The organism is Leifsonia sp. GW821-FHT13C05 (assembly GCF_058806515.1).
This window is the reverse complement of the sequence record NZ_JBXAPT010000002.1, coordinates 718,087-736,711: the sequence shown is the minus strand read 5'-3', so window position 1 is coordinate 736,711 and position 18,625 is coordinate 718,087. Positions and strand designations below refer to the sequence as shown.

The following is an 18,625-nucleotide window of genomic DNA, read 5'->3' as shown; positions in this document are numbered from 1 at the left end:
GTCTGTCACAGGCTGGTGAGGAAGGGCCAGAGAAGCGGGAAGTTCGCGAGCAACACGAGGAAGACGACCGAATAGCAGAGGAGAGCGATGGGCCACAGCCATACCCGCAGCACTGCTCCGCCGGCGGACCGGACTGCCGCGCCGCCGAGGGCGCCGCTGGAGGCAGCCCACGCCGCCGTGGCGAGCGTCAGTGGAATCATCACGGCCCAGACCACAAGGCAGTAGGGGCACAGCGCGCCGATCGACGACACCGTCTGCACCATCAACCACACGATGAATCCCATCCCCAGGCACACGCCGACGACGAACGCAAGAACGAACCATCGTGGGAACCGGGCTCCGCTCACAAGGCTGACCCCGACAACGATCGGCGCCACGAAACACACCACGCCGATCAGTGGATTGGGGAAGCCGAGCAGCGCCCCCTGCCACGAGTCCATCGCCGGCGCGCAGGTGATGAAGGGGTTGACGCTGCAAGTGAGTTGCGCGGTCGGCGATTCAAGGTGCTTGAGCTTCTCGAGCACGAGCGCAAAGGATGCGGCCAAGCCCACGAGCCCGAGCACGACGAAGAGCGCACCACCGTACGTGTGCGATTGCTTGCTGATGATGCGCTCCTTGTCGTTGATCGGTGGTTAGCGGCGCTCGACGAACCACTTCGCGTTATTGGTCGTGAGGTTGCACGAAGCAGCGAGGGCGCCGCTGAGCGGGGCCTTCATCCATCCGCTGTATTTCGTCCACGTCGACTCCCACGGCCACGCCGCGTAGCAGGTGACGCCCAGACGGAATTCGCCGCTTCCGCTGCAACTCGTTGAGGCGATGCTGCCGTTGTAATTCACCCCGCTGCACGAGGGTGCAGCGCTCGCGGCCGGTGCGGCAGCCACGGCCATCCCGCCGAGGACAGCCAGGGAACCGGCCAATGTCACGATTCTACGCGTCAGATTATTCATTTTACATCTCTTTCTGCTGAGCAACTTCGCCCGCAGAAGGAAGATAACAGTACATATATTAAATATATTAATCGGCAGTAGACGATGCACGCTGCCCCACCCGGCTGAGAGGACGCGCTGACTCAGATGGAGCATGGTGTACTTCGATGTGATCGGCTGACGCGTATATACTCTCTCGACAAAGGCATATATGTTGAGGAGGAGTGCGATGAGCAACGCCACACTGCCGACCCGGAGCAAGAAGCTGATCGCGTTCCGCGACGACCAGATCCGGGCTCTCGCCTCCATTGCGGACGACACCGGCTCGAACTTCACCGCAACGGTCCTCGACGCCGTCGACGCGTACATCGCCGCGCACGACAGCACCACGCAGCAGATCGTCGAGCGGCTGGCGACGAAGAACGCCGGTCTCCTCGAGCGACTGCGGGACGCTTGAGCGTCCGGTTCGTCACCCTGGACGAGGCGCTCCTCGTCATTCAGGTGGTGCACGGGCGCGAACCTCTCGGCTTCATCCGGGACACCGTGCTGCTGCAATCGGCGCTGGAACGACCGAAAGCCACCCTCTTCGGCCGCGATGCATACCCCGACGACTATGCGAAGGCGGCCGCCCTTCTGCACTCGATAACCAGGAACCATCCGCTGCTCGACGGGAACAAGCGCGCGGGCTGGCTCCTGTGCGCCCTGTTCTTCGACCTGAACGGCTACGAGGAGCGCTACGACGAAGACGCGATGTTCGACTTCATCCTCGCCGTATCTGCGGGCGAGATGGAGGAGATCGGGCAACTCGCACGGCAGCTAGCCGTGTGGTTCAGTCGCCGCTGACCACTGGCGAATACCGCACGTAATCGGAGACCTTATCCCCCGCCCCCTTCGCCTCGCCGAATCCATCGTTGCGGAACCGTAACTCCCCCTGCGGCACGGTGAGCGTCACCGCAGCACCGGTGGCGGAGCAGGCGGCGGCCGCGCCGTCCGATTCGGGCACGACCACGAGGCAGACCCCTGAGCCGTCGGCCTGGCGGGTGAGGTAGACGCGCATCCCGTTCGCCAGACCCTGATACCGGGATGATGCGGCATCCACGTCGAGGGAGCGAGCGGCCGGGGGCAGCGCATCGGACGAGACCCGTTTCTGTGTGAACGGAGCAGGCGTGGTGGCCACGCACGCCGTGAGCGAGAGCCCGGCGAGGATCGAGCATGCGCACGCCAGTCGCCTACGCCCCGATGAGAAATTCCACATGCCATGACCGTAGCGTGTCGACCGCAATCGGGCCGCGCCGGCGAGGCCGCAGCGGTTTCCACACACACCTCCCCCAGCCTGTGGATAACTCTGTGCAAAACAGGTGGATGAGGTACGGAAACGTGTGGAGGACACGCGCGAGATGTGTGGACTCTCAGAGGTTCTCAAGGTTCAAAACCGTCTCTGATCAGGCTTTCTGAACGCCATGACTCAGTTTCGAACAGGACTTCGAAACTACCACCGTGTAATTCGACCACTGTGCAGAGCTGTGGATGAACCTGTGCACGAAGACGGTTACAGAGCCCTTTCCACAGGCCGATTTTCACAAAGCAGCTAACGTTCGCGAGAGCCCTGCCGATAGCAGAGAGTGAGCACGGACAGCTCGCAGATCAGGCCACGGATCGGCCGCCACACCAGACGAATCTCCGATGGGATGCAGCTGTGCTCGAATCCGTGACCAGTGCCGCGCTCGCGAGTGCCCTCGACGGCCTCGCCGCCCGGCAGCGCGCTATCGCCAACAACATCGCCAACGTCAACACGCCCGGATACACCGCAGAGCGCGTGTCGTTCGAGGATGCCCTCGCTCGGTCCGTCGCGCACGGGGACGGGCACGCCGCATCCACTGTCGCCCGCTCGCTCGAGCCGACCAGGACAGACGGCAACAACGTCAACCTCGACACAGAGACCCTGTCCAACGTGGACACCGTGCTGCGCTTCCAGTTCGCCTCGCAGGCGGCCGGCGGCCAGTTCTCGTCCATCCGAGCGGCACTGAGGACCAGCTGATGACATTCGACGCGATCGGCATCGCGGGCACGGGACTGACCCTGCACCGCAAGTGGCTCGACGCCATCTCCGACAACCTCGCCAACATCAACACGGCGAAACCGACCGACGGGGCCGCCTTCCAGGCGCGCTACGTGGTCGCCCAGGAGGGCGAAGGCACCACCGGTGTCTACGTCGCGGGCGCCGCATACGGCAGCGCCGAGGGGCGGATGGTCTACGAACCGGACAACCCCGTCGCCGACGAGAACGGCTACGTGCGATATCCGGACATCGACCTGTCGTCGCAGATGGGCGCCCTCATCATGGCGCAGCGCGGCTACCAGGCCAACGCGGCCGTCGTCGACCGCGCCAAAGAGTCGTACCAGGCAGCCCTCGAGATCGGACGCAACTGATGCCCATTCCCGCCATCGGCGCCGTCAGCGCCATCGACACCACCGGCGCCACCAGTGCGCTGTCCGCAGCATCCGGGGCCACCGGCACCGGGGGAGCGGCGTTCGGGAACTCGCTCACCGGCGCCATCGACAACCTGCAGCAGCTGCAGGGCACCAGCGACAACCTCGCCATCAAGGCCGTCACCGGCGACCTCACCGACATCCACGACGCGACCATCGCGTCGTCGCGCGCCCAGGTCACCCTCGAACTCGTCGCCGGCGTCCGCAACAAGGCCGTGGATGCGTTCAACGAGATCATGCGGATGCAGGCCTGATGCCCCAGCAGGTCACGAGCTTCTTCCGGCGGATCGGCGACACGATCCGCGGGTTCTCGATCGCGCAGCGCGTCATCGCCATCATCGGCGTGGCCGTGGTCGCGCTCGGCGTCACCGGGCTTGCGATGTGGGCGTCCCAGCCCGCGTACACCCCGCTGTTCTCCGGGCTGCAGGCGACGGATGCGTCCAGCATCGTCGACCAGCTCCGCACCGACGGCGTCCCGTACCAGCTCACCGACGGCGGAGGCACGATCCTCGTGCCGCAGCAGAAGGTGTACGACGAGCGACTCAAGGCCGCGTCCGCCGGGCTGCCGACGGCGACGACGGGCGGATACTCGCTGCTCGACAAGATGGGCGTCACCTCGTCCGAGTTCCAGCAGTCCGTCACGTACAAGCGTGCGATGGAGGGCGAGCTCGGCTCGACGATCAGCGCCATGAAGGGCGTCAAGACCGCATCCGTGCGCCTGGCGATCCCGGAGGACACCGTGTTCGTGTCCGAGAAGAAGGACCCGACGGCCTCGGTCTTCGTGGAGACCCAGAACGGCGTGACCCTGTCCGCCGACCAGGTGCAGGCGATCGTTCACCTCACCAGCGCGGCCATCACCGGGATGAAGCCGACCGATGTCGCCGTCATCGACGCATCCGGGACCGTGCTCAGTGCCGTCGGCACCGGCGCGGTCGGGGGAGCGGACAAGCAGGCCAGCGACTACGAGACCCGCGTGAAGACGGCCGTGCAGGCGATGCTGGACAAGGTCGTCGGCCCGGGCAACGCCACGGTCGCCGTCGCCGCGGACGTGAGTACGGAGTCCGCGCAGCGCACGGAGGAGACGTACACGACTCCGACGAACGCGCCCTCGCTCAGCGAGACCACGCAGTCCGAGACGTACACCGGCTCCGGGGGAGGAGCGGCGGGCGTGCTCGGCCCGGACAACATCGCCGTGCCCAACGGGGCCAACGGCAACGGCACGTTCAACTCGCAGTCGAGCACCAAGGACAACGCGGTCGACAAGGTCACCGAGCAGCGCACCATCCCGGCAGGAGCCGTGAACAAGCAGACCGTCTCCGTCGCCCTCAACAAGGATGCGGTCGGCGGCGACGTGAGCACGAACGAGATCCGCAACCTCGTCAACGCCGCAGCGGGGATCGACGTGGCCCGCGGCGACTCCGTGAGCGTGGAGATGGTCAACTTCAGCAAGGCGAGCGCCACCGAGGCCGCCAAGGCGATCCAGGAGGCGAAGGACGCAGCCGCAGCGGACCAGCTCACCGGCATCATCCGCTCGTCGATCATCGGCGCCGCCATCGTCGCAGCGATCATCATCGCGTTCGCGCTCTTCCGCCGCAGCCGCAAACGCGCGGAGGAGAACGCATCCGTCGAGGGCACCGACACCGTCGAACTGGACGCTGCCGCGTTCCCGATCGCCCTCGAACAGGCGCCGCCCACCGTGCCCATGCAGCTCGATCCGGTGCCGGACCCGACCGCTCCCGAGCTGGAGGCCGAGCGCCGCCGCGCCGAGATCGAAGCGCTCGCCGAACGCGACCCGCAGAAGACGGCCGAGTTCCTGCGCAGCCTGATGGATGAACGGCAGGGCGTATGAACGAGCTCAAGGCGCCGCTGAGTGGGGCGCAGAAGGCCGCCATCGTGCTGATGAACATGGATCAGCAGCGTGCGGCGCAGGTGATGAAGCAGTTCTCCGAGGAGGAGGCAGACGAGATCACCGCGGAGATCCTGCGCCTGCGCAGGGTCGACCCCGCCATCGCCGAGAAGGCGATCAGCGAGTTCCACGACCTCACCGTGCGCGGCGGGATGAGCACCCGCGGCGGCAGGGACATCGCGGTCGGGCTCCTCGAAGCGTCGTTCGGCGCCGAGAAGGCCACCGGCGTGCTCAACCGCGTCGCGTCGAGCATGGCCGGCAAGCAGTTCGAGTTCCTGGATGCCGTCGAGCCCGGCCAGGTGCAGATGCTGCTCACCGGCGAACTCCCGCAGACCAGCGCGCTGGTGCTGGCCCACCTGCGCCCCGACCACGCATCCCGCATCCTCGCCGGACTCGACGAGACTGCCCGCGCGGACGTCGCGCACGCCATCGCCACGATGGGCAGCGCCAGCCCGGATGCGGTCCGTGTCGTCGCAGACACGCTCAAGCAGCGCGCGGGGGCCGTCGTCGGCTCGCGCGACTCGTCCGACGTGGTCGGGGGAGTGCAGCCGCTCGTCGACATCATCAACCGTGCGGACGCGAGCACGGAGAAGGCTCTGCTCGAAGCCCTCGAACGCCGCAACCCCGAGCTGGCGGAAGAGGTCCGCTCCCGGATGCTCACCTTCGCCGACATCGTCAAGCTGGAGGACCGCGACGTGCAGCAGGTGCTGCGCGGCATCGATGCAGCCATGCTGGCCGTGGCGATGAAGGGCGCGACCGAGCAGGTCATCGAGACCATCACGACCAACCTGTCCGAGCGCAACAGGGAGATCCTCGCGGACGAGATCCGCGTGCTCGGCCCTGTGCGCCTCTCGCAGGTGGAGGACGCCCGCGCCGAGATCGTGCGGGCGATCCGCGACCTGGAGGCCACGGGCGCGATCACCGTGCAGCGGAACGACGAGGACGCGTATGTCGAATGACGCCGTGTTCGCCCCCGTCGCCATCCCGGTGATCGCGGAGACCGCCGAAGCCGTCGCACAGGCCGGCGTCGCCCGCTCGCGCGGGTACGCCGCCGGGTACGCGGACGGCTTGCGGACGGCGGCGGAGGAGCAGCGGGCGTGGCGCGCGGCGGCGGATGCCGAGCGTGCGGCGGACGACGCGGCGGCGGCGGAACGGCTCGCGGTGCTCGCCACAGCACTGCGGAATGCGGCGATCGAGCTGCGCGAGGCGACGGTGCCGGTGCTGGCCGAAGCGGAGGAATCTCTGGTCAACGCTGCTTTCCACCTGGCTGAGGCCGTGGTGGGGGATGCGTTGACCGACCGCACGGCCGCCGCGCGCGCCGCCGTGGCGCGCGTTCTCGGCGGAGACGTCGCTGGGGCGGTCGCCGTCGTGCGGCTGAACCCGGACGACCTCGCCGCCATCGGCGCAGGGGCCGCCGGAGACGCCGTGCGGCTCGTGGCCGATCCGACGCTCGCGCCGGGGGATGCGGTGGGCGAGCTGCCCGACGGCTGGCTGGATGCGCGCATCCACTCGGCGCTCGACCGTGCACGGGAGGCGCTGGGATGAGTGCAGCCCTGGACACCGCGACCCTTCCGCGCATCGCCGACGCCGTGCGCGCCGCGCGCGTGGAGAAGGTGGGCCGCGTCGTCGGCATCGTCGGCCTCGGCGCGGAGGTGGAAGGCGTTCCCGCCGCGATCGGCGACGTCGTCGTGGTGGGGGAGCGGCCCGGCGTTCACGCGGAGGTCGTCGCGACCTCTGCGGAACGCATCCGGGTGATGCCGTTCGGCAGGCTGACCGGCATCGGCGCTGGTGCTCCCGTCCGCGCGCTCGGTGCTCCGCTGCTCGTGCCGACCGGCCGCGGGATGCTCGGCCGCGTCATCGACTCCCTCGGCCGCCCGGTCGACGGCAAGGGCCCGATCGAGCCGGACGGGTTCGTCCCCATCGACAACCGTGCGCCGGAGGCCATGCGCAGGGCGCGCATCCAGAGCCCGCTCGGCCTGGGGGTGCGCGTGCTGGACACGCTCGTCACGGTCGGGCGCGGGCAGCGGCTCGGCCTGTTCGCAGGTTCCGGTGTGGGGAAGTCGTCGCTGCTGTCGATGATCGCGCGCGGCACGGAGGCGGAGATCTCGGTGATCGCGCTGGTGGGGGAGCGCGGCCGCGAGGTGCGCGAGTTCCTCGAAGACGACCTCGGCCCGGAGGGGCTCGCCCGCTCGATCGTCGTGGTCGCGACCTCCGACGAGCCCGCCGTGATGCGCCTCCGCGCGGCGTTCACCGCGACCCGCATCGCCGAGTCGTTCCGCGACGCAGGCGCACACGCGGTGCTGATGATGGACTCGCTGACCCGTGTCGCGATGGCGCAGCGCGAGATCGGCCTCTCGGTGGGCGAACCGCCCGCCACCCGCGGATACCCGCCGTCGACGTTCTCCCTGCTGGCCCAGCTCCTCGAACGCGCAGGCACCGGCGAGGTCGGCTCGATCACCGGGCTGTACACCGTGCTCGTCGACGGAGACGACCACAACGAGCCCATCGCAGACGCCGCCCGCTCGATCCTCGACGGACACGTCGTGATGGACCGCCGCCTCGCCGTCGTCGGCCACTTCCCCTCCGTCGACGTTCTCGGCTCCATCTCGCGCCTCGCCTCCCGCGTAACGACGCCGGAGCAGCGCGCAGCCGCCGTCGCACTGCGCAGCATCCTCGCCGCCAAGGTCGCGGCCCAGGACCTCCTCGACGTCGGCGCGTACAAGACGGGCACCAACCCCCGAGTGGATGCGGCCGTCGCGCACGAAGACGCCATCAACGCCTTCCTGCGCCAGAACCTCGGCGAAAGCGCCGACCCCGCCGAAGCCTGGCAGCGCCTCGGCATCCTGGTGAACCAGCTCGGAGGTGTCTGATGGCACGGGCGTTCCAACTGGCCGGACTGCTGCGGCTGCGGCAGATCGAGAAAGACCACGCGGCGAGCGACCTCGCAGCGGCCAACGCCTTCCGGCGGGATGCGGGGGAGCGGCAGGCCCGAGCCATCGCCGCCCTTCACGCCGTGCCCGTCGAAGCGACGGATGCAAGCACGCTGTTCGCGATGGCGGCCGCCCGCGCATCCAGTCGAAGCATGCTCGCCGACCTCGCAGCGCTCGCCGACCAGGCCGACGCAGAGGTCGCGGAGGCGCAGACGGCGTTCGGCGAGGCGAAAGCACGCGCGGTCGGTCTGGAAAAGCTCGAAGCACGGCACAACGCGAGCGTGCTCGCCGGAGAACTCAGCGCAGAACAGGCAGCCATCGACGAGATCGCCACCGGCGCCTGGGTGCGCGAACGGGAAGGGAACGACGCATGACAGTCACCGACGCACTCGCGAGGATCGCCCAGATCCAGGCGACCCTGGTGCAGATCGACCAGCCGACGGCGACCTCGACGGGCAAGGCGTCCGCAGCCTCCGCAGCATCGGCGACCGACTTCGCCAACGCGCTCGCCGGAGCGGTGGGCGAGACGTCCGCCGTGGGCGGGACGGCCGGCGGCGGGTCGGTGACGGGCGCCGACGTGGTGGCCGACGCCAAGAAGTACCTCGGCGTCCCGTACGTCTTCGGCGGGACGACGTCGAGCGGCCTCGACTGCTCCGGCCTGGTGCAGCGCGTGTTCAAAGACCTCGGCATCGACGTCCCCCGCCTGGTCTCCGGCCAGTCGACGCTCGGCACCGAGGTGCCGTCGCTCGCCCAGGCCAAGCCGGGCGACCTGATCGTGACCAACGGCGGCGACCACATCGTCATCTACGCGGGAGACGGCAAAGTCATCCACGCGCCGAGCGAAGGCCGCAACGTGAGCCTGGTCGACAACTGGATGGACGACTCCGACATCGTGACCATCCGCCGCGTGGTGCCCGAGGCGAGCACGGCGCTGGCGAGCGCGCCCGCGATGTTCAGCGCGAGCGGGATGGGCGGGGTCGGCGGTCTTTCTGGGCTGTCTGGTGTTTCCGGGTTGTCTGGCCTTTCCGGGTTGTCTGGACTCTCCGGGCTCTCCGCCCTTTCCGGCGTCTCCGGGCTGGCCGGGCAGTCCTCCTCCGTTCCGTCTGCCGCGGCGCAGGCGGCCCAGCTGCAGGCGCTCATCTCCTCGATGCTCGGCGGAGGCGCAGAATGAGCCCGACCATCGCTCCGGTGACCGCGGCGCCGTCCGCCCCGGCCGCCGCGCGCAAGCCCGGCACGGGTGGAGACGCGTTCCAGCAGTTCCTCGCCGGTGCTGCTCCCACGAACACCAACCCACGGGATGCGCGGGATGCACGGGATGCACGCCCGGCATCGCGGGACGAGCCGTCGTCGTCCGACGCGCGGCCCCGCAAGGCGGTCAAGAGCGGCGCAGAGAAGGCCGCGGGTGCGGATGCGGGTGCTTCTGCGAAGCCGGTGGACGCGGCAGCTCCCGTGACGCGTGGGGATGTGGGCGTTTCCAGTGCCGCCGGTTCCGCGGCCGGTGCTGCCGGAGCCACCGCTGCCGCTGGCGGTGCCGGTTCTCAGGAGTCTGCTGCAACCGCCGGAGCGAGCCTTGCAGGCGATGCCGTCGCCGATGCGCTCGTCGCCGCAGCCGACGCTACTGCTGCGACGGCGACAGCCGGGACACCGGAGGCGCTTGCCGCCGCCGCGGCGTCGGGGAACGCTGGCGGGAAGGGCAAGAACACCACCGACTCCCGCATTCCGACATCGCCTAATGTCACCGGCGCCGTTCGTGGCGCGACTTCGGCGGCCACAGGTGCCGCGGCGGGCACGGTTTCCGGTCCGGCTGCTCGGGCGGCTGGCGCTGCCACCGCCACGAGCTCGGCGTCGACGGCGGTCGGTGCAGCTTTGGGCGCGGTGGCCGTTGACGCAGGTTCGGGCACAGCACTCTCCGGCACTGCTTCGGCAGCGTCCGCTTCTTCCGCCGATGCCGCTGGCACTGCCGCGACTTCGCCCGCGCCAGCCGTCCCCGCCACCCCTGTGACCGCGACCGCGACCGCCGCCTCCGCTGCGACGGCCACCTCCGCGACTGGCGCCGCCTCCGCCGCCTCCGCGACTGCCGCAACCACGGCCTCCGCACCCACAGCGGTCACCGCAACGGCCGCTACCCTCACCGCCGCCAGCGCGCCCCCCTCACCCCGCACCGCCGACGACGCACCGTCCGCGCCCGCCGCACCGACCGCATCCACCGCCGTCGCCGCCCCCGCAGCACTGGCCGCGCCCGCCGCCACCACCCCCACCATCGCGACCTCCGCCCCGGCACCCACCTCCAGCCCCACCCCGGCGCCCGCAGCACCCCCGGCGCTCCCGCAGCAGCTTGCGCGACCGATCTTCACCCTCGCGTCCGCGGGCAGGGGCGACCACGTGATGACTGTGCACGTCACGCCGGACACGCTCGGGCCGGTCACGGTCCGGGCTCACGTCGGTGCGGAGGGTGTGCGCGTCGAGTTGTTCGCCCCGACCGATGGCGGCCGTGACGCACTGCGCGCCATCCTGCCCGACCTGCGGCGCGACCTCAGCGGCGCGGGACTCTCCGGCAGCCTCGACCTGTCCAGCCAGAACCAGCCGCAGACCGACGACCAGCGCGGCGGAACGGCGGACCGGCAGGGGAACGCCCCCACCGCATCCCGGGCGGAGCAAGCCGGCACCGCCGCCGACAGGACCCCCGAACAGCAGCGGACTGCACGCTACGGCGGCGCAGGTCACACCATCGACCTCGTCGTCTGACACCCACCGACCGACCGACCCAACCAGCCTCAGAACAGAAGGGAGCCACCGTGGCCGTCGACCCCGTCACCGGAGCGAACGACACCGCCGCCACAGGCGGCATCTACTCCACGCTACCCACCAGGCAGCCCAAGCAGTCTCTCGACAGTGAGGCGTTCATGCAGCTGCTGGTCACCCAGTTGCGCAACCAGGACCCGAGCTCGCCGATGGACACCAACCAGATGATCTCCCAGACCACGCAGCTCGCGACGATGGAGAAGCTCACCAACCTGGACACCACCAGCCAGGAGGGCTTCGCCCTGCAGATGCGCACAGCGGCGGCCGCCCTCGTCGGGCACACCGTCAGCTACCTCGACAAGGACGGCGCCACCAAGACCGGCGTCGCCTCGTCCGTCTCGTACGCGGGGTCCGTCCCCGTCGTCACGGTCGGCGACCAGAAGATCAACCTCGACGCGATCTCCGGTGTGGTCACCCCCACCCCTGACCCCGCGCCGACCGCCTGACATCACCGAACCTCACAGAAAGGCAGCATCGTGCTCCGTTCCCTCTACTCCGGAATCTCCGGCCTCCGTTCGCACCAGACCATGCTGGATGTGACCGGCAACAACATCGCAAACGTCAACACCACGGGCTTCAAGGCGTCCGCCGTGCAGTTCGAGGACACCCTCTCCCAGCTGGTGCGCGGCGCCGGCGGCGGCCAGGGCGCGGCCGGCGGCACCAACCCGGCCCAGATCGGCCTCGGTGTGCTCGTCGCCGGCATCTCCACCAACTTCACCCAGGGCGCTGCGCAGGCGACCGGCCGCGCCACCGACATGATGATCAACGGCGACGGCTTCTTCGTCACCAAGGTCGGCGGCGAGACCCTGTACACCCGCGCAGGCTCGTTCGACCCGGATGCGCAGGGTCGCCTGGTCGGCCCGGGCGGCGCGATCCTGCAGGGCTGGAACGCGGTCAACGGCGTCATCCAGCAGGGCGGGGCGCTCGGCGACGTGACCATCCCCCTGAAGGCTGTCGCCCCCGCCTCCGCCACCACGACGGGCACCGTCACCGGCAACCTGCCGTCCGGGACCGCCATCGGCGAGCAGCTCGTGCGCGACGTGAAGGTCTACGACTCCACCGGCGTCGCCCGCACCCTGTCGCTCACCTTCACCAAGACCGGCGCAGGCTGGAACGTGGCGGGCACCGACGGCACGGCCACCGGCACCAGCACGCTCGCCTTCAACAACGGCGTGCTCACCGGCCCGGCCAGCATCACGGTCGGCGGCGTCGCGGTCGACCTCAGCGCCGTCACCGGCTACGCCGACCTCACCACGGTGGCGTTCAAGGAGCAGAACGGCCGCCAGGCCGGCACGCTCGAATCGTTCAGCCTCTCCCAGGACGGCACCCTCATCGGCCTGTTCTCCAACGGCGACAAGCAGGCGGTCGGCCGCATCGCCCTCGCCACCTTCGTCAACCCGGGCGGCCTCGAGAAGGCGGGCGGCTCCGGCTACCGCGCCTCCGTCAACTCCGGCAACCCGCAGCTCGGCGGCCCCGGCGACGCCGGCCTCGGCTCCATCCAGGGCGGCTCCCTCGAAATGTCCAACGTCGACCTGTCGCAGGAGTTCACCAACCTGATCGTCGCCCAGCGCGGCTTCCAGGCGAACGCCCGCATCATCACCACCTCGGACGAGGTGCTCCAGGAGCTGACCAACCTGAAGCGGTAGCAGCGCGTCGGGACGCGCGGCGTCTCACGGCAGAAGGGCCTCCGGCGCACGCCGGGGGCCCTTCTGGCTTGTCCGGGCAGTCGGCGTCACCATTCCGGCACGTCGACGCCCAGCCACCTCCCCAGGTCAGCGATCTCTGAGTGGACCGCGGCGTGCTCGTCCTCGTCGAATGGCTCGAACTCGTGAACGGCGGTGACCCTCAGTTCGTCGTGCTCGGGGTCGATTTCGGCGTCGAGCATTCCCACGAACCGGTCGCCCAACAGGATCGGATGGGCGAAGTACCCATACTTTCGCTGCGGCTTCGGCTTGAACTGTTCGAGGACGTAGTCGAACTCGAAAATCTCGCGCAGCCGGGGGCGATCGAAGAGCATGCCGTCGTACGGGCTGAGGAACGCGGCGCGGCCGCCTTCGTCATCCTCGAGCGCTGCGAGTGCCTCGGGGTCGACGCGCCATTTTTGGCGCATCCCGTCGATCGTGGCGGGCTCGCCTGCTTCCCCCACGGGGGTCCAGGGGGATCGCTGCTTGGCGATGCCGGCCGCCTGGAGCCTGCGCTCGTTCAGTAGCCGTTCGGCCTCCTCGTCGTCGAATTCGGGCAGATCGGGCGGGTAGACGCGTTCGGCCAGATCCCAGCGTCGATGGCGTCCCTTCCGTCCCGCGACGGCGACCTCGCCCTGCCGCTGGAGGAAGTCGAGCATGTGCACGACCTGGTTCGATCCCGACCAGCCATCGGGCGGACGGGCGACGTCGGCGGTGTCCGGGATCTCGCTGGCCAGCAGCGGACCTTCGGCCCGCAAACGTGCGAGGACGTCGGTCCGGAAACGGTCGTTGGCCTCCAGCCACTGGCGGCTGCTCTCCCTCCGCGGCCAGCGCCGCATGGCCGGCAGCATCAGCGGAAGCAGACTCACCGGACGGAAGGCTCCGTCGAACTCGAACAGCAGCCGATCCGATTCGACGGCCTTCGCAAGCTGGCCTCCGTCGTACGCGGAGCCGATCCGCGACCAGAGGATGGTGTGCTCCGCCGGCGCGATGGTGGCCGTCGGGTCGATTTTGATGGCACCGAGCTGCTCGGCGATCCCGACGACATCGTCAGGGCGACCGGCGTCCAGTAGCTGCGCCTGCACGGCGATGCGGCGGGCCTGGTCTCGGGTGAGCCGGTGCATCACGGAGTCCCCGCTCTCTCCTCACTGCAGGCAGAACTCGTTGCCCTCGGGGTCGCGCATCATGATCGCGAACTCCTCGAACGGGCCCCACGAACCGATGAGCGGCTTCTCGACCGTTGCCCCCAGGGAGACGAGGCGGTCGCGTTCGGCCTCCAGCTCGTCACGGGATGCCCGACGGTCCTCGAACGGGGTGATGTCGATGTGCATCCTGTTGCGTTGCCTGCGCTCGTGGCGGTAGCGGGTGAAGTAGAAGCGCTGGTGGCTGCGGTCCCCGTCCCAGGCGACGGCGCGGGAGGCGATCGCGTCGTCGTCCAGCCCGTTGGCCTTCAGCATGGCGAGCTCGTCGTCCGACCATCCTGTCGGCTCCGGATAGCCCATCGCCGCGCTCCAGAAGCGGGCGAGGGCCGCAGGGTCCTCCGCGTGGATGGTGACGTTGGCGATGCGCGCGGTCATGAGTAGAGGGTATGGCCTCCGCAGCCCGGCGAGAAGGCGTCGGAGGCGTTGAGGGCCGCCCGCCGACCGTATGCTCGTCCCGTGCCCATCATCCGCGAGCTCGGCCCGACCATCCTGGGCGTGCTGCTGCTCGCCGCGCTGGCCACCGCCGTGCTCACGGTGTACCGGGTGCCCCGCCGGTGGGCTCCGCTGCTGGCGATCCTCCGCGGGGCGCTGCAGCTGGCGGTCATCAGCCTGATCCTGGCGGGAGTCATCACCAGTCCGGTGTGGGTGGCGCTCGCCCTGCTCGTCATGTTCTCCGTGGCCGCCGCGACCGCGACGGGGCGGGTCGGCTGGTCGGTCGACCACGCGACCATGATGGGCGTCGCGATGGCGACCGGCATCGTCGTGACCCTTGCCGTCGTGTTCCTCACCGGGGCCATCGAGTTCTCCGCCCGCTACGCGCTCGCGATCGGCGGCATCGTGATCGGGAACGCCATGAGCATCGCGACACTCACCGGACGCCGATTCACCGAGGCGACCATCGACCACTGGGATGAGGTCGAAGGCTGGCTCGCGCTCGGCGCCACCCCCAGGCGGTCGACCCTCGACCTGGCGCGTGGCGCCGTCTACTCCGCGCTCATCCCGTCGGTCGACCAGACCAAGACGACCGGTCTCGTGACGTTGCCCGGCGCGTTCGTCGGCGCGATCTTCGGCGGGGTGTCACCGCTCGAAGCCGGACGGTTCCAGGTGGTGGTCCTCGCGGCGATCATGGCGGCGGGGTCGATCACGGCGGTCATCGTCTCCGCCTGGCTGGCGCCGGTGCGGACGCGGCCCGTCGTGCTGGACTGACCGCGACGGCTATCCGGACGCCGTGGTCGTCGATCCGAGCACCTGCGGGATGAGCTTCCGGATGGCGTCCTCCTGGTTCGACAGGACCACCACATCCACTCGGCGGTTGAGGGCGAGGTCGGCGTCGGTCGTTCCGGTGGCGCTGGCGAGCGGCCGGGCGGAGCCGTAGCTGAGGGCGACGATGCGTTCCTGGGGGAAGCCGTCCGTCTCCACCAGGTGACGCAGCACGCTCGTCGCGCGCCCGGCGGACAGCTCCCAGTTGGTCGGGTACGGGGCGCCCGGCTGCCGCAGGTCGGCGTGGCCTTCCACGGACACCTGGTACGGCGTCGGCGTGAGCACGGGGCCGATGTCGTTGAGCACCTGCGTCGCCTGCACGCTCAGCTCCGCGCGGTTGGAGGCGAAGAACGTCTCGTTCCCCACCAGCCCGATCGTGAGCCCGCGTGCGTCGATGCGCAGCTGGACGGCATCCTGCAGCCCGTCCTTGGTCAGCGCGGCCAGGATGCGGTCCTTCAGGTCTTTGAGGTTCTGCGCCTCCTGCTGGGCGAGGGCCAGGTCGGTGTTCTTGCCCTTGTCGTCCACCTGGGACGGCGGGACGATCACGCCGGTGGCCGTGTCGATCTTCTGCGACTTCACCTGCCCGAACCCGGTCGCCAGCGAGTCTTTCAGCTCGGCGAACTTCTTCTGGTCCACCGTCGACATCGCGAACAGCACGATGAACATGCACATGAGCACGGTGACCATGTCCATGTAGGAGGCCATCCAGCGCTCCTCGTTCTCGTGCTCCTCCTCTGGCTCGTGCTTGCGACGGCGGCGTGCGGACATCGCTACGCAGCTTCCTTGAGCTTCTCGGCCTTGGGCTCTTTGGCGTCCTTCTTGCTGCTGCCGGCATCCGGGACCATCGCGCGCAGGCGCTCGCCGAGGAGGCGCGGCTGGCTGCCGGACTGCACGGCGAGCACGCCCTCCATCAGCAGGGTCATGCGCTCCACATCCAGTTCGGACAGCCGGCGGAGGCGGGCGCCGAGCGGCAGCCAGAGGAAGTTGGCGGACAGCAGGCCCCACAGGGTCGCCACGAACGCGCTCGCGATCATCGGCCCGAGCTCCCCGGGCTCCGCCAGGTTCTCGAGCACGTGGGTGAGCGAGACGACGGTTCCGATGATGCCGATCGTCGGCGCGTAGCCGCCCATGCCGCTGAAGAACTTGGCCGCGACCCTGTCCTTCTTCGACTTGGTGGCGATCTCGTCCTCCAGCAGCACGCGGAGCTCGTCCCCGTCCGTGCCGTCCGCGATGTTCTGCAGGGCGCGCTTGAGGAACGGGTCGTCGATGGTGTCCGCTTCCTGCTCCATCGCGAGCAGTCCGTTGGCGCGGGCCTTCTCCGCGAGGTCGACAACCTGGTCGATGACCTGCTGCGGCGGCTCGATTTTGCCCCGCAGTGCACGCGGGATGGACTTCATGGCCACCATGAAGTCTTTGAGCGTCCCACTGGCGATACCGACGGCGAACGTGGCGCCGAAGACGAGCACCATCGGAGCGGGAAGCACGAGGGCGCTGAGGTGCGCGCCCTCCATCGTCACCATGGCGACGACGGCGCCGAACGCCAGGACGATGCCGATTATGGTTGCGGGATCCATTACTTCTTCCTTGCGCGGAGGGGAACGGTCCGAGCTTCGGGATGCTCGCGGTGCGCATCCGGGGCCTCGTCGTCACGGCCGGTGTCCGCGGGGGGAACCAGGCCGAGCTGCGGGGCGCCGGAGGGGCGCGTGTTCGCGGTGGGCAGATCGTGGGCGAGCGCGATGACCCGCGCCCGGTATGCGGCGATCTTCTCGATGACCTCGGACATGCTCTCCGTCACGATGAACTTCGCGCCGTCGACCATCACGAGCGTGGTGTCCGGGCTCGCGTGGATGCGCTCGATGAGGTCGGGGTTGACCGCGAACTGGCTGTCGTTCAGTCGGGTGACGACGATCATGAGGGCGAATCCTGGTCTCGGCTCCGGGTGAGCCGTCACAGGGGCACTATCGGCCGGAGGGGGCCAGGCGTAAGGGCGCGTGGCCGATGGATGCGGGCAACCGCTCCGGCCGCCGAGGTCAGTCGGCTCGGCGCATCCCTGCCCGGTGCTGGTCGACAAGGAGCTCGGCCGCCGCGCGGGCCTGCTCGGCGGCGCCGATGGTGATCGCGACATCCGCGCCGCGACGCCGGGTGATCACGATGCCTTCGCTCTTGCGCGTGACGTACGCGATGCCCCTGGTCGAGATCCGGAAGCCCCAGCCGCCCCAGCGGAGTGGGCTGATCTGCTCGGCCGACATCGCGTCGATGTCGTCCAGCTTCACCCGGATGAGCGGGATGCGGAAGACCGTGGAGACGAGCCGGATGCCCCGGGCGTCGACGACGAGCCGCACGCTCGCGAGCAGAAGGAGCGTGCATCCCAGCAGAAGCAGGAAGGTCGCGGCGGCGATCAGCGCCGGTGTCGCGATGGCGGCGACCAGGCACAGGATCCCGCCAGCGATCAGTGCGGCGGCCGGCGCGCCGAACCACGCGCTGCCGGTGGTGCCGGACCAGACCAGCCGATCGCCCGAGCGCAGCGGAGGGGTCGGGCGCTCGCGCCGGTCGTCGTCGTTGTCGCCATCGCTGTCCGTCTGCCCCTCTGTGGGAGGAACGAAAAGGAACGCCAGCGCCCCGAGCCCCACGACGGGGATGAGCAGAAGGAGCCGGGCGCCGAGCACGGCCTCCTCGGGTGTCGCGGCCGCAGCTGTGGCCTCCGCCGATGCCGTCCAGGCGAGGGCGGTCAGCCCGGCCAGGCCCACGACGATGCCCACCCACATCCGGGCCTGGGGTGTGGTCCGCGCGGCGACGACGAGGGCGATCGCACCGGCCGTCAGACCGGTGACGATCGCTGCGAACATCCAGAACGTGGGCCAGGTGTCCGCGAAACCGTCAGGGGTGCCCGTTCCGGACCAGTGGGACGCCATCCGGGAGCCGAGCTTCGGGCCGACGGTCACGGCCGTGATGATCAGCCAGGCCGGCGGCACCAGAGCGAGGGCGACCGCGATGCTGCGGCGGACAGCTCCGCGGCGGCTCATGCGATCCCCTTGATGATCACGGAGAGCTCTGTCGAGCTGATCCCGGCCTTCGCGGCCTCGGCGACGAGGGAGGCCGCCGCTTCGAAGACGGTGCGCACGGAGGCGGTGTCCCCGGCCACGACGACAGCGCCTCGCCCGCGCCGCAGGTCGATCACCCCGGCCTCGCGCAGGGTGTCGTACGCGCGCAGCACCGTGTGCATGTTCACTCCGAGCGACCCCGCCAGCTCCCGCGCGGACGGCAGACGTTCTCCGACGCGGATCTCGCCGCCGGCCACGCCGAGCCGCACCTGCGCGACGATCTGCTCGGCGAACGACGCGGCGGACTCGGCCTCCAGACGGATCAACATGTTCGCATTCTATACAAACAAGTGGCAAAGGGAGAAAAGTCCCTAACGCATCCCCCC

25 protein-coding genes are annotated in these 18,625 nt (G+C 69.5%); 15 read left to right on the top strand and 10 right to left on the bottom strand.

The window, feature by feature from the left end:
• Positions 1-5: 5 nt before the first annotated feature.
• Positions 6-563: a vitamin K epoxide reductase family protein gene (locus AC1ROC_RS10210; RefSeq protein ID WP_179150689.1), complete on the bottom strand. Its 558-nt coding sequence runs from the start codon at positions 561-563 to the stop codon at positions 6-8.
• A 69-nt stretch (positions 564-632) separates the two neighbouring features.
• A complete protein-coding gene (locus tag AC1ROC_RS10205) occupies positions 633-917 on the bottom strand; it encodes a hypothetical protein (protein ID WP_492999949.1) in 285 nt (94 codons plus the stop codon).
• Positions 918-1,155: 238 nt separating this feature from the next.
• Between AC1ROC_RS10205 and AC1ROC_RS10200 the strand changes: the two genes are divergently transcribed.
• Both AC1ROC_RS10200 and AC1ROC_RS10195 read left to right on the top strand, forming a co-directional pair.
• Entirely contained in the window at positions 1,156-1,383 is a 228-nt protein-coding gene (locus AC1ROC_RS10200; protein ID WP_085367394.1) for a hypothetical protein, read from the top strand.
• A complete protein-coding gene (locus tag AC1ROC_RS10195; protein WP_492999947.1) occupies positions 1,380-1,769 on the top strand; it encodes a type II toxin-antitoxin system death-on-curing family toxin in 390 nt (129 codons plus the stop codon). Before AC1ROC_RS10200 ends, AC1ROC_RS10195 begins: the two co-directional genes overlap by 4 nt.
• On the opposite strand, the gene AC1ROC_RS10190 is transcribed toward AC1ROC_RS10195, so the two are convergent.
• Positions 1,756-2,181, bottom strand: a complete 426-nt coding sequence (locus AC1ROC_RS10190) for a hypothetical protein (protein ID WP_492999945.1) — start codon at positions 2,179-2,181, stop codon at positions 1,756-1,758. The genes AC1ROC_RS10195 and AC1ROC_RS10190 overlap by 14 nt on opposite strands.
• A gap of 441 nt (positions 2,182-2,622) precedes the next feature.
• Between AC1ROC_RS10190 and AC1ROC_RS10185 the strand changes: the two genes are divergently transcribed.
• From AC1ROC_RS10185 to AC1ROC_RS10130, 12 genes are read left to right on the top strand one after another with little or no spacing between them, the layout of a single operon-like run.
• Positions 2,623-2,964, top strand: coding sequence for a flagellar basal body rod protein FlgB (locus AC1ROC_RS10185; protein ID WP_085367391.1), 342 nt, complete (start codon positions 2,623-2,625; stop codon positions 2,962-2,964).
• Positions 2,964-3,356 carry a flagellar basal body rod protein FlgC gene (locus tag AC1ROC_RS10180; RefSeq protein ID WP_055897381.1) on the top strand — a complete coding sequence of 131 codons (393 nt, stop codon included), beginning with the start codon at positions 2,964-2,966 and terminating at the stop codon, positions 3,354-3,356. Before AC1ROC_RS10185 ends, AC1ROC_RS10180 begins: the two co-directional genes overlap by 1 nt.
• Entirely contained in the window at positions 3,356-3,670 is a 315-nt protein-coding gene (gene fliE / locus AC1ROC_RS10175) for a flagellar hook-basal body complex protein FliE (protein WP_085367390.1), read from the top strand. Before AC1ROC_RS10180 ends, fliE begins: the two co-directional genes overlap by 1 nt.
• Positions 3,670-5,265 (top strand): flagellar basal-body MS-ring/collar protein FliF, encoded by a 1,596-nt coding sequence (gene fliF, locus AC1ROC_RS10170; protein WP_085367389.1) that lies wholly within the window; start codon positions 3,670-3,672, stop codon positions 5,263-5,265. Before fliE ends, fliF begins: the two co-directional genes overlap by 1 nt.
• Entirely contained in the window at positions 5,262-6,281 is a 1,020-nt protein-coding gene (fliG, locus tag AC1ROC_RS10165; RefSeq protein WP_085367388.1) for a flagellar motor switch protein FliG, read from the top strand. Before fliF ends, fliG begins: the two co-directional genes overlap by 4 nt.
• Positions 6,271-6,867 (top strand): FliH/SctL family protein, encoded by a 597-nt coding sequence (locus tag AC1ROC_RS10160; protein WP_492999941.1) that lies wholly within the window; start codon positions 6,271-6,273, stop codon positions 6,865-6,867. Before fliG ends, AC1ROC_RS10160 begins: the two co-directional genes overlap by 11 nt.
• Positions 6,864-8,192 (top strand): FliI/YscN family ATPase, encoded by a 1,329-nt coding sequence (locus AC1ROC_RS10155; protein WP_492999939.1) that lies wholly within the window; start codon positions 6,864-6,866, stop codon positions 8,190-8,192. The genes AC1ROC_RS10160 and AC1ROC_RS10155 overlap by 4 nt, the downstream gene beginning before the upstream one ends.
• Positions 8,192-8,626 carry a flagellar FliJ family protein gene (locus AC1ROC_RS10150; RefSeq protein WP_168690672.1) on the top strand — a complete coding sequence of 145 codons (435 nt, stop codon included), beginning with the start codon at positions 8,192-8,194 and terminating at the stop codon, positions 8,624-8,626. The genes AC1ROC_RS10155 and AC1ROC_RS10150 overlap by 1 nt, the downstream gene beginning before the upstream one ends.
• Entirely contained in the window at positions 8,623-9,423 is an 801-nt protein-coding gene (locus tag AC1ROC_RS10145) for a C40 family peptidase (RefSeq protein WP_492999937.1), read from the top strand. Before AC1ROC_RS10150 ends, AC1ROC_RS10145 begins: the two co-directional genes overlap by 4 nt.
• On the top strand, positions 9,420-10,997 hold the full coding sequence (locus tag AC1ROC_RS10140; RefSeq protein ID WP_492999935.1) for a flagellar hook-length control protein FliK: 1,578 nt from the start codon (positions 9,420-9,422) through the stop codon (positions 10,995-10,997). Before AC1ROC_RS10145 ends, AC1ROC_RS10140 begins: the two co-directional genes overlap by 4 nt.
• A 50-nt stretch (positions 10,998-11,047) precedes the next feature.
• Positions 11,048-11,500, top strand: a complete 453-nt coding sequence (locus AC1ROC_RS10135; protein ID WP_085367383.1) for a flagellar hook assembly protein FlgD — start codon at positions 11,048-11,050, stop codon at positions 11,498-11,500.
• A 30-nt stretch (positions 11,501-11,530) separates the two neighbouring features.
• Positions 11,531-12,700, top strand: a complete 1,170-nt coding sequence (locus AC1ROC_RS10130; RefSeq protein ID WP_492999932.1) for a flagellar hook protein FlgE — start codon at positions 11,531-11,533, stop codon at positions 12,698-12,700.
• A gap of 86 nt (positions 12,701-12,786) precedes the next feature.
• Here AC1ROC_RS10130 and AC1ROC_RS10125 read toward each other — a convergent pair whose 3' ends face one another.
• Positions 12,787-13,860 (bottom strand): DNA glycosylase AlkZ-like family protein, encoded by a 1,074-nt coding sequence (locus AC1ROC_RS10125; RefSeq protein WP_492999930.1) that lies wholly within the window; start codon positions 13,858-13,860, stop codon positions 12,787-12,789.
• A 21-nt stretch (positions 13,861-13,881) separates the two neighbouring features.
• Positions 13,882-14,313 (bottom strand): VOC family protein, encoded by a 432-nt coding sequence (locus tag AC1ROC_RS10120; RefSeq protein ID WP_492999929.1) that lies wholly within the window; start codon positions 14,311-14,313, stop codon positions 13,882-13,884.
• Between the two features lie 81 nt (positions 14,314-14,394).
• On the opposite strand from AC1ROC_RS10120, the gene AC1ROC_RS10115 reads away from it, so the two are divergent.
• Positions 14,395-15,144 (top strand): ABC transporter permease, encoded by a 750-nt coding sequence (locus AC1ROC_RS10115; protein ID WP_492999927.1) that lies wholly within the window; start codon positions 14,395-14,397, stop codon positions 15,142-15,144.
• A gap of 9 nt (positions 15,145-15,153) precedes the next feature.
• Here the strand turns inward: AC1ROC_RS10115 and AC1ROC_RS10110 are convergent, their stop codons facing one another.
• The 5 genes from AC1ROC_RS10110 to AC1ROC_RS10090 form a co-directional block, all read right to left on the bottom strand.
• Positions 15,154-15,966, bottom strand: coding sequence for a flagellar motor protein MotB (locus AC1ROC_RS10110; RefSeq protein ID WP_434950511.1), 813 nt, complete (start codon positions 15,964-15,966; stop codon positions 15,154-15,156).
• A gap of 2 nt (positions 15,967-15,968) precedes the next feature.
• Entirely contained in the window at positions 15,969-16,772 is an 804-nt protein-coding gene (locus AC1ROC_RS10105; RefSeq protein ID WP_085367377.1) for a motility protein A, read from the bottom strand.
• A complete protein-coding gene (locus AC1ROC_RS10100; protein ID WP_085367376.1) occupies positions 16,772-17,110 on the bottom strand; it encodes a flagellar FlbD family protein in 339 nt (112 codons plus the stop codon). The genes AC1ROC_RS10105 and AC1ROC_RS10100 overlap by 1 nt, the downstream gene beginning before the upstream one ends.
• Positions 17,111-17,228: 118 nt before the next feature.
• The gene (locus AC1ROC_RS10095) at positions 17,229-18,221 is read right to left on the bottom strand and encodes a DUF1648 domain-containing protein (RefSeq protein ID WP_492999925.1); all 993 of its coding nucleotides are present in this window, start codon (positions 18,219-18,221) and stop codon (positions 17,229-17,231) included.
• Complete coding sequence (locus tag AC1ROC_RS10090) at positions 18,218-18,568, bottom strand: GntR family transcriptional regulator (RefSeq protein ID WP_085367374.1); 351 nt, start codon at positions 18,566-18,568, stop codon at positions 18,218-18,220. The genes AC1ROC_RS10095 and AC1ROC_RS10090 overlap by 4 nt, the downstream gene beginning before the upstream one ends.
• Positions 18,569-18,625: the final 57 nt, after the last annotated feature.

Bases quoted from the DNA above. Each gene is read 5' to 3' on its own strand.
- AC1ROC_RS10105 (WP_085367377.1), bottom strand. From the start codon at position 16,772: ATGGATCCCGCAACCATAATCGGCATCGTCCTGGCGTTCGGCGCCGTC.
- AC1ROC_RS10100 (WP_085367376.1), bottom strand. From the start codon at position 17,110: ATGATCGTCGTCACCCGACTGAACGACAGCCAGTTCGCGGTCAACCCC.
- AC1ROC_RS10180 (WP_055897381.1), top strand. From the start codon at position 2,964: ATGACATTCGACGCGATCGGCATCGCGGGCACGGGACTGACCCTGCAC.
- AC1ROC_RS10090 (WP_085367374.1), bottom strand. From the start codon at position 18,568: ATGTTGATCCGTCTGGAGGCCGAGTCCGCCGCGTCGTTCGCCGAGCAG.
- AC1ROC_RS10120 (WP_492999929.1), bottom strand. From the start codon at position 14,313: ATGACCGCGCGCATCGCCAACGTCACCATCCACGCGGAGGACCCTGCG.
- AC1ROC_RS10110 (WP_434950511.1), bottom strand. From the start codon at position 15,966: ATGTCCGCACGCCGCCGTCGCAAGCACGAGCCAGAGGAGGAGCACGAG.
- AC1ROC_RS10140 (WP_492999935.1), top strand. From the start codon at position 9,420: ATGAGCCCGACCATCGCTCCGGTGACCGCGGCGCCGTCCGCCCCGGCC.
- AC1ROC_RS10095 (WP_492999925.1), bottom strand. From the start codon at position 18,221: ATGAGCCGCCGCGGAGCTGTCCGCCGCAGCATCGCGGTCGCCCTCGCT.
- AC1ROC_RS10160 (WP_492999941.1), top strand. From the start codon at position 6,271: ATGTCGAATGACGCCGTGTTCGCCCCCGTCGCCATCCCGGTGATCGCG.
- AC1ROC_RS10150 (WP_168690672.1), top strand. From the start codon at position 8,192: ATGGCACGGGCGTTCCAACTGGCCGGACTGCTGCGGCTGCGGCAGATC.
- fliF (WP_085367389.1), top strand. From the start codon at position 3,670: ATGCCCCAGCAGGTCACGAGCTTCTTCCGGCGGATCGGCGACACGATC.
- fliE (WP_085367390.1), top strand. From the start codon at position 3,356: ATGCCCATTCCCGCCATCGGCGCCGTCAGCGCCATCGACACCACCGGC.
- AC1ROC_RS10200 (WP_085367394.1), top strand. From the start codon at position 1,156: ATGAGCAACGCCACACTGCCGACCCGGAGCAAGAAGCTGATCGCGTTC.
- AC1ROC_RS10155 (WP_492999939.1), top strand. From the start codon at position 6,864: ATGAGTGCAGCCCTGGACACCGCGACCCTTCCGCGCATCGCCGACGCC.
- fliG (WP_085367388.1), top strand. From the start codon at position 5,262: ATGAACGAGCTCAAGGCGCCGCTGAGTGGGGCGCAGAAGGCCGCCATC.
- AC1ROC_RS10125 (WP_492999930.1), bottom strand. From the start codon at position 13,860: ATGCACCGGCTCACCCGAGACCAGGCCCGCCGCATCGCCGTGCAGGCG.
- AC1ROC_RS10145 (WP_492999937.1), top strand. From the start codon at position 8,623: ATGACAGTCACCGACGCACTCGCGAGGATCGCCCAGATCCAGGCGACC.
- AC1ROC_RS10190 (WP_492999945.1), bottom strand. From the start codon at position 2,181: ATGTGGAATTTCTCATCGGGGCGTAGGCGACTGGCGTGCGCATGCTCG.